Raw genomic sequence first — 7,780 nt, forward strand, 5'->3', positions numbered from 1 at the left:
CCGACGGCCGTCAGTGGGCCGCCGCGCACTCCGGGTGGCCCCAGCCGGCGCCGACCTTGGTGATGGCGGCGCCCTTGGGGTAGGCGCGGCCGCAGGGGCAGGTACCGGGGAAGCGGGCGGCCAGGGTGCGGGCGGTGGCCTTGCCGGAGCTCTTGGTGGTGGTGGTGCCGGTGCGGCGCGGCTTGGCGGGGGCGGCGCTCTGCGGGTCGGGATCGGGCAGGTCGGCCGCGGTGCCGGCGGCGCCCTGCTGGGTGCGGGCCGCGTCGCTGGCGGCCTTGTCGGCGATGGCGTTCAGCGGGTCGCCGTTCACCTGGTGGGCCGCGACGTAGACGAAGGTGACGTCACGGCCCTCCAGCAGTTCGTCGATCCGCCGGATCAGCTCCTGGTTGGCGACGGGCTTGCCCGCCGCGGTCTTCCAGCCGTTGCGCTTCCAGCCCGCCAGCCACTTGGTGACGGCGTCGCGGGTGTAGGTGCTGTCCAGCCGGACCTCCAGCGGGGCGGCCGGGTCGGTCGAGGCCAGCAGCTCCTGAAGGGCGGTCAGCTCCCCGACGTTGTTGGTGCTGTGTCCGAGCGCCCCGGCCGCCCAGCGCTGCGGCACGGCGGCGCTGTCGGCGACCACGTACGCCCAGCCCGCCGGCCCGGGGTTGCCCTTCGCCGCTCCGTCGCACGCTGCAATGACTCGTTCAACCATGGCTCGATCATGCCAGCAGAGCGCACCGGCCCGGTGCCCAGGGCACGCCACCGCCCGCTCGTACGGTTCGTACCCGGTCACTTGTCCGAGGTGGCGCGGGCACGGCGGCGCCGGGCGCGCCTAGGGTCACCGGAACCCGAACGCACTTCAGAGAGGGCCACCGGTGAACTGGCTGATCCACGACTACCGCGAGGACGACCTGGCGGCCGTCGTCCACCTGATCGACAGCACGGCCGAGCTGGGGCAGGAGTCGGTGTTCTCGCTGGCCGAGTGCATCGCGGCGCTGACCGAACGGCGGCCCGCCGTGGTCGCGGTGCACGGCTCGGTGCCGATCGGCGCGGCGCTGGCCCAGCTCGGCGGCGACCGCGCCTGGGTGATGCGGATCGCCATCCACCCGGCCTGGCGCGGCCGCGGCCTGGCCAGCGCACTGCTGCGCGAGCTGGAGCGCCGGCTGGTGGCGGCCCGGGTGCGGCGGATCGCCTACGTGCTCCCGCAGGAGGAGCTGCTGGGCGACGGGCTGGCCAACGCCGGGTACGTGCGGCGGCCGGCCGTCGCCTACTTCGAGAAGACCGAGCCCGGCTCGGGCGGCTCGGCCGACGTGCTGGCCGACCTCGGCGGTCGGCTGCTGCCCGAGGGGCTGTGGGACGGCGTGGCCGGGATGACGACCGAGAAGACGCTGATCGAGCGCCGGGTGGTGCTCCCGCTGGCCGAGCCCGAGCGGGCCGCCCGGCACGGTGTCCGCCCGCCGCGCGCGATCGCGCTGTTCGGCCCGCCCGGCACCGGCAAGACCACCTTCGCCCGCGCCGTGGCCTCCCGGCTGGGCTGGCCGTTCGTGGAGCTGCTGCCCTCGCGGCTGGCGGACGAAGGCAGTCTGGCGGCCGGGCTGCGCGAGGCCTTCGCCCGGATCGCCGAGCTGGAGCGGGTGCTGGTCTTCATGGACGAGGTCGAGGAGCTCGCACCGGTCCGCACCGGCGCCTCGGCGATGCACGGGGTCACCAACGAGCTGCTCAAGCTCATCCCCGGCTTCCGCGAGGGGGACGAGCGGCTGCTGGTCTGCGCCACCAACTCGGTCCGCTCGCTGGACCCGGCCTTCCTGCGCCACGGCCGGTTCGACTACGTGATCCCGATCGGCACCCCGGACGAGGCCGCCCGCCACGCGATCTGGTCCCGGTACACCGGGCCCGGCACCGAGGTGGACCTGGCGGCCCTGGTCGCCGCGAGCGAGCTGTTCACCCCGGCCGACATCGAGCACGCGGCCCGGGCGGCGGCCCAGGCGGCCTTCGAGCGCGACCTCGCCGCCGACGGCGCGGAGCAGCTGCCCGCCGGGGCGGGCACCGGGGACTTCCTGACCGCGATCGCCCAGTGCCGCCGCACCGTCACCGGCGAGATGGTCGAGGAGTTCACCGCCGACATCGCCACCCACGCCCGGGTCTGAGCCACCGTCACCGAAGCGGGATCACGCCGCGACGGGGGCAAAATGTTCCCCCCGTTCCGGTCAGGGTTTCACCGCACCGGTCCGTTGGTCCTGGTCCTTCCGTGAACCGCGCAGAGGATCGACCCATGACTACCAGTGCTACACCCGTCACTCCACGCTACGCCCGGCCGGCACTGCTCGGGATCACCCTGGTCGCGGGGGTGCTGTACTTCTGGGGGATCAGCCGCAGCACCTACCACGTGTTCTACGCCGACGCGGTGCGCAGCATGACGCTCAGTTGGAAGGCCTTCGTCTTCGGCTCCTACGACCCGGCGAACAGCATCACCCTCGACAAGCTGCCGGGCTTCCTGTGGCCGCAGGCGGTCTCGGCCCGGGTGTTCGGATTCCACCCGTGGGCGCTGACCCTGCCGCAGGCCTTCGAGGGGGTGCTCTGCGTCCTGGTGCTCCACCGGGCGGTCCGGCGCTGGGCCGGGGTGAACGCGGCGCTGCTCGCGGCGGCGGCCTTCGCGCTGACCCCGGCGCTGGCCGGGCTGTTCCGCACCGCCGTCGAGGACCCGCTGTTCACGCTGCTGCTCCTGCTCGCGGCCGAGGCCACCCAGCGCGCCGCGCAGCACGCGCGGCCGCGCACGCTGGTGCTGGCCGGGGTGTGGGTGGGTCTGGCGTTCCAGGCCAAGATGCTGGAGGCCTGGGCCGTACTGCCGGCGCTCGGGCTGGCCTACCTGGTCTCGGCGCCGACCGGGCTGCGCCGCCGCCTCGGGCACCTCGCGCTGGCCGGGCTGGTCGCGGTGGGGGTCTCGGCCTCCTGGATGCTGATGGCCACCGCCGTCCCGGTCGCCGACCGGCCGTACATCGACGGGACCACCGACAACTCGGCGTACAGCATGGTGGTCGGCTACAACTTCCTGAACCGGTTCACCTCGGTGGGGCTGAGCGCGGCGGAGACCGGCAGCGTGACCTCCGGGCGCGGCGGGCCGATGGGCGACATGTGGCACGGTCGGCCCGGCGCGGCGGGGCCGGCCGGCCAGGCGGGGCCGACCGGCCAGGCGGGGCCGACCGGCCGCCCCGGCGGCCCGGGCCACGGGTCGGACGGCGGCTGGGGCAAGATGTTCGGCGCCCAGTTCGCCCCGCAGACCGGCTGGCTCTACCCCGTCGCCGCCGTCTCGCTCTGCTGCGGTCTGCTGTGGCGGCGCCGGGAGCCGCGCACCGACCGGCTGCGCGCGGGGTACCTGCTGTGGGGCAGCTGGCTGGCGGTCTTCCTGCTGGTCTTCAGCGCGGGCAGCATCGGCGGCCACAGCTACTACCTGGGCGTGATCGCCACCCCGCTGGCCGCCCTGTTCGGCGCCGGTACGGTGCTGCTCACACGCGGCTTCCGCGCGGGCGGCCGGCGCGCCTGGGCGCTGCCCGTCGCGGTGGCCGGGACGGTCGGCTGGGCCGCGTACCTGGCCCGGCTGTTCCCCGCCTTCCTGCCCTGGCTGGCCCCGGCCGCGCTCGGGCTCGGCGTGCTCGCCCTGGTGCTGCTCGCGGCGGGGCGCAGCGCCCGGTTCGGCGCGCACCGGCTGCGGATCGCCGGTGCCGGGCTGATGGCCGCCCTGGCCGCGATGCTGCTGCCGCCCGGCGCCTGGGCCGCCTCGGTGCTCGACCCGGCGTACGGCAACTCCGGCATGGGCACGGTGGGGCCGCAGGCCGCCCACGGGTTCGGCCACGGCGCCCCGGAGGGCGCGTTCGCCGGGGAGTCCGGGCTGACCACGGCTCAGCGCCTGGTCCTCGACTACACCGAGGCCCATGCCGACGGCGCGCGCTACCTGTTCGCGACCACCAGCTGGTCCGCTTCCTCGCCGTACATCCTGGCCACGGGCAAGAAGGTGTTGCCGATCGGCGGCTTCACCGGCCAGGTGCCCTCGCCCTCGCTGCCCCAGGTCGAGTCGCTGGTGAGCAGCGGTGACCTGCGGTTCGTCCTGCTCGGCGAGGGCGGCCGGGAGAGCGGCGGCGGCCCGGGGGCGGCGGTGACCGACTGGGTCCGGAGCAGCTGCGCCCCGGCCGGCCCGCAGCACCTCTACCGCTGCGGCGGCGTGTCCAGCAGTGCGGCGAGGTAGGCATCGAGCCGCTGCCCGACCGCTCGCGTGGTCAGCTCCGGCCGCCCGGCCGCCCGCCACGGCCGGGCGATCTGCGCCAGCTCCTCCGAGCAGGCCAGCGCGTCCCGCACCAGCCAGTACCGCCGCTCGTCCGGGTCGGCGGCGAGCGCTCCCCCGGCCTCCTGGTACGCCTCGGCGAACCGCAGCCCCCACTCCGGGCCGTGCAGCAGCGCGAGGTTGACGGCGCAGTGCGCCACGTCGAGGTCGGCCGGGCCCCAGGAGGCGGTGGCCCAGTCGACCACTCCGGTGATCCCCGGCCCGTCGAACAGCACATTGCCCGGGTGGAAGTCCCGGTGCAGGAACCGGCCCTGGTACGGCGGCCGGGGCCGGCGGACCACCGTGACCGCCTCGGCCCAGACCGCCGAGTCGGCCCCCGGCGGGCGGACGGCGGTGTCGGCGGTGGACAGCGCCACGTACGGCCGGGGCCGCTCGGCCTCGGCGGGCCGCACCGCGTGGATCGCCACCAGCTGACGGGCCAGCAGGGGGAGGCGGGCGACCAGCCCCCGGTCGGCGAGGACGGGCCGGCCCGGCAGCCAGGTCGCCAGCAGCGACGGCTGCTCGCAGTGCGCGGCGGTCGCGTCGACCGCGACCAGCGCGGGCGCCGGCACGTCCGTCCCGGCCAGCAGGGTCAGTGCGACGGCCTCCCTGCTCGGCCCGTCCTCGGCCGGCCCGGCGAAGCCGCGCAGCACCAGGTACCGCCTACCCCCGTCCGGCGTGGCGACGGTCAGGCGCCGCACCTCGGCGGTGATGCCGCCCTGCAGCGCCTCGGCTCCGACGATCCGCTCGCCGGCCCCCAGCTGCCGCCGCACCCAGGCCAGGGTGGCCGGCCGGACGGTCGACGCCTCGTGTCGTTGGGTCACCAGGCCACCCGATCATCCGGGAGGCTGCGACGTCCGGGGGTTTTCCGGCGGGCCGCGGGCGACTCGCCGCCGGGCGGTCGGGCCCGGTGGGGCGGCGGGTGCATAGTCGGAGTTCCCGACTGCGAGGTGGCTCCTGATGCGTCTGCCGGCTCTGGCCCTGACCGCCGCCCTGCTCACCACCGCCCTGCTCACCGCCGGCTGCGCCGCGCCCGAACCGGCGCCCCCGCCGGCCACTACGGGCTCCGCCTCCGCACCCGCCGGGCCCCGGCCGTTCACCCTGCTCGCCTCGGGCGACGTGCTGCCGCACAAGGAGATCATCGCCCAGGCCGCCGAGGACGCCGGTGGCACGGGGTACGACTTCACCAAGATGCTCGCGGGCATCAGCCCGCTGGTGGCCGGGGCGGACCTGGCGATCTGTCACATGGAGACGGTGTACGGGCCCGACGGCGGGCCGTTCACCGGCTGGCCCGCCTTCAAGTCGCCGCCGCAGGTCGCCCGGGCGCTCAAGGACGCCGGTTACGCGGCCTGCGACACCGCCTCCAACCACACGCTGGACGACGGCCCGGCCGGCATCCGCCGGACCCTGGACGCCATGGACGCCGTGGGCCTGCGGCACACCGGCTCGGCCCGCACCGCCGAGGAGGCCGGGAAGCCCGCCCTGCTGCGGGTGCACGGCGCCACCGTGGCGCACCTCGCCTACACCTACGGCACCAACGACATCCCGCTGCCGGCCGGGCAGCCCTGGGCGGTCAACCTGATCGACCGGGACCGGATCCTGGCCGACGCCAGGGCCGCCCGCGCGGCCGGGGCGGATCTCGTGGTGGTCAGCCTGCACTGGGGCACCGAGTGGCAGGACGAGCCGAACGAGCAGCAGCTGACCCTCACCCGTGAGCTGACGGCCGGCCAGCAGCCGGGAACGCCCGACATCGACCTGATCCTGGGCACCCACGCGCACATCCCGCAGGCGTACGAGAAGGTCAACGGCACCTGGACCGTCTACGGGATGGGCGACCAGCTCGCCGGGCACATGTTCGACTACACGGGGGCGGAGGACCCGCGGGGCAACTGGAGCTCGATCGCCCGCTTCACCGTCTCCCCGCCGGCCGGGCCGGGCCGGCGCTGGGCGGTCACCAAGGCCGAGTTCGTCCCGCAGCTGACCGACCTCGGGCCGCCCTACCGGGTCATCGGCCTCGCCGAGGCGGTGGCCCGGCATCCGGAACGGGCCGACTACGCCCGGGCCCTGGCCCACATCCGGGAGATCGTGCTCAGCCGGGGCGCGGCCGCCGCCGGGCTCACCGAGTTCCGCCCGCGGCGTGGCGCCTGAGCAGGGTGCCCCACCGGAACCCGGCGCCGACTCGGCTGCGACCTCGCCGGACCGGGAATGATCAAGTCTCCCCGGCCCGGCGGATGCTGTCACCCCGGATGGTTCCGGATTCCGGGCCGCGAGGCGCCTGACTACCGTCGGGGCCGCTCGACTCCCGGCGGCCGGACGGCCGCCGGGTCACGCTCCCCCGGAGGTCACCGTGACCGCGAACCACCCCACCCGCAGGAACATCCTCAAGTCCGCCGGCGGGCTCGGCGCCGCGCTGGCGCTCGGCAGCGCGGGCGCGCTGGCCTCGGCGCAGCCCGCGGCGGCGTCCGACAACGGCTTCGGCCTGACCATCGTGGACCGCAACGAGAGCGACCCGCGGATGTGGTACTACCGCTTCCAGACCGCCGCGATCGGCTGGAACCCGGGCGTCAACATCCTCCTTCCGGACGACTACCACTGGAGCGGCCGCACCTACCCGGTGCTGTACCTGTTCCACGGCGGCGGCACCGACCAGGACTTCATCACCTTCGACCGGGCGGGCATCCGGGACTGGACCGCCGGCAAGCCGATCATCGTGGTGATGCCGGACGGCGGGCACGCCGGCTGGTACTCCAACCCGGTCAGCTCGAACGTGGGCCCGCGCAACTGGGAGCAGTTCCACATCGGCCAGCTGCTGCCCTGGGTCGAGGCCAACTTCCGCACCTACGCCGAGTACGACGGCCGCGCGGTGGCCGGGTTCTCGATGGGCGGCTTCGGCGCGCTCAAGTACGCCGCCAAGTACTACGGGCACTTCGCCTCGGTCAGCGCCCACTCCGGCCCGGCCAGCCTGCGCCGCGACAACGGCCTGGTCGCCCACTGGGCCAACGCCTCCTCCGCCGCGCTGGACCTGGGCGGCGGCACGATCTACGGCGTGCCGTTGTGGGACCAGGCCCGGGTGAGCGCCGACAACCCGGTGGAGCGGATCGAGAGCTACCGCAACAAGCGGGTCTTCCTGGTGGCCGGTACCAGCCCCGACCCGGTCGACTGGTTCAGCACCGTCAACGAGACCCAGGTGCTGGCCGGGCACCGCGAGTTCCGCCCGCTGCTCGACCGGGCCGGCATCCCGTACGAGGCCCACGAGGTGCCCGGCGGCCACATCATCCGGCCCGACATGTTCCAGCTCGACCTGGACGGCATCATCGACCGCCTGCGCAAGGCCTGAGGGCGGCCCGGGTGTCCGTCTCCCTCCCCCGCCGCGCCGCGCGGCTCGCCCTGGCGGCGGCCGCCTCGCTGCTGGCGGTCGCCGTCCCGGCGGCCCCGGCCGGGGCCGCCGGGGTGCCGGCCGCCGGCCCGGCCCCCCGGGACAACACC

At 75.4% G+C, this 7,780-nt stretch carries 6 protein-coding genes; 4 read left to right on the top strand and 2 right to left on the bottom strand.

The window, feature by feature from the left end; all coding sequences use genetic code 11:
* Nucleotides 1-10: 10 nt before the first annotated feature.
* Nucleotides 11-691, bottom strand: coding sequence for a ribonuclease H family protein (locus ABT095_RS29295; RefSeq protein WP_350532556.1), 681 nt, complete (start codon nt 689-691; stop codon nt 11-13).
* Nucleotides 692-854: 163 nt separating this feature from the next.
* Between ABT095_RS29295 and ABT095_RS29300 the strand changes: the two genes are divergently transcribed.
* Nucleotides 855-2,126 (top strand): ATP-binding protein, encoded by a 1,272-nt coding sequence (locus ABT095_RS29300; RefSeq protein WP_350532557.1) that lies wholly within the window; start codon nt 855-857, stop codon nt 2,124-2,126.
* Between the two features lie 125 nt (nt 2,127-2,251).
* Nucleotides 2,252-4,219: an ArnT family glycosyltransferase gene (locus ABT095_RS29305; RefSeq protein ID WP_350532558.1), complete on the top strand. Its 1,968-nt coding sequence runs from the start codon at nt 2,252-2,254 to the stop codon at nt 4,217-4,219.
* Here ABT095_RS29305 and ABT095_RS29310 read toward each other — a convergent pair.
* Nucleotides 4,180-5,118 (bottom strand): phosphotransferase family protein, encoded by a 939-nt coding sequence (locus ABT095_RS29310; protein ID WP_350532559.1) that lies wholly within the window; start codon nt 5,116-5,118, stop codon nt 4,180-4,182. The genes ABT095_RS29305 and ABT095_RS29310 overlap by 40 nt on opposite strands.
* Before the next feature lie 136 nt (nt 5,119-5,254).
* Here ABT095_RS29310 and ABT095_RS29315 point away from each other — a divergent pair, with 136 nt between their 5' ends.
* On the top strand, nt 5,255-6,442 hold the full coding sequence (locus tag ABT095_RS29315; RefSeq protein WP_350532560.1) for a CapA family protein: 1,188 nt from the start codon (nt 5,255-5,257) through the stop codon (nt 6,440-6,442).
* A 199-nt stretch (nt 6,443-6,641) separates the two neighbouring features.
* Entirely contained in the window at nt 6,642-7,631 is a 990-nt protein-coding gene (locus tag ABT095_RS29320) for an alpha/beta hydrolase (protein WP_350532561.1), read from the top strand.
* Nucleotides 7,632-7,780: the final 149 nt, after the last annotated feature.

Source organism: Kitasatospora sp. NPDC002227, from assembly GCF_040296285.1.
GTDB lineage: Bacteria > Actinomycetota > Actinomycetes > Streptomycetales > Streptomycetaceae > Kitasatospora.

Excerpts from the sequence above, each read along its gene's own strand:
- ABT095_RS29295 (WP_350532556.1), bottom strand. The coding sequence starts at position 691 with ATGGTTGAACGAGTCATTGCAGCGTGCGACGGAGCGGCGAAGGGCAAC.
- ABT095_RS29305 (WP_350532558.1), top strand. The coding sequence starts at position 2,252 with ATGACTACCAGTGCTACACCCGTCACTCCACGCTACGCCCGGCCGGCA.
- ABT095_RS29315 (WP_350532560.1), top strand. The coding sequence starts at position 5,255 with ATGCGTCTGCCGGCTCTGGCCCTGACCGCCGCCCTGCTCACCACCGCC.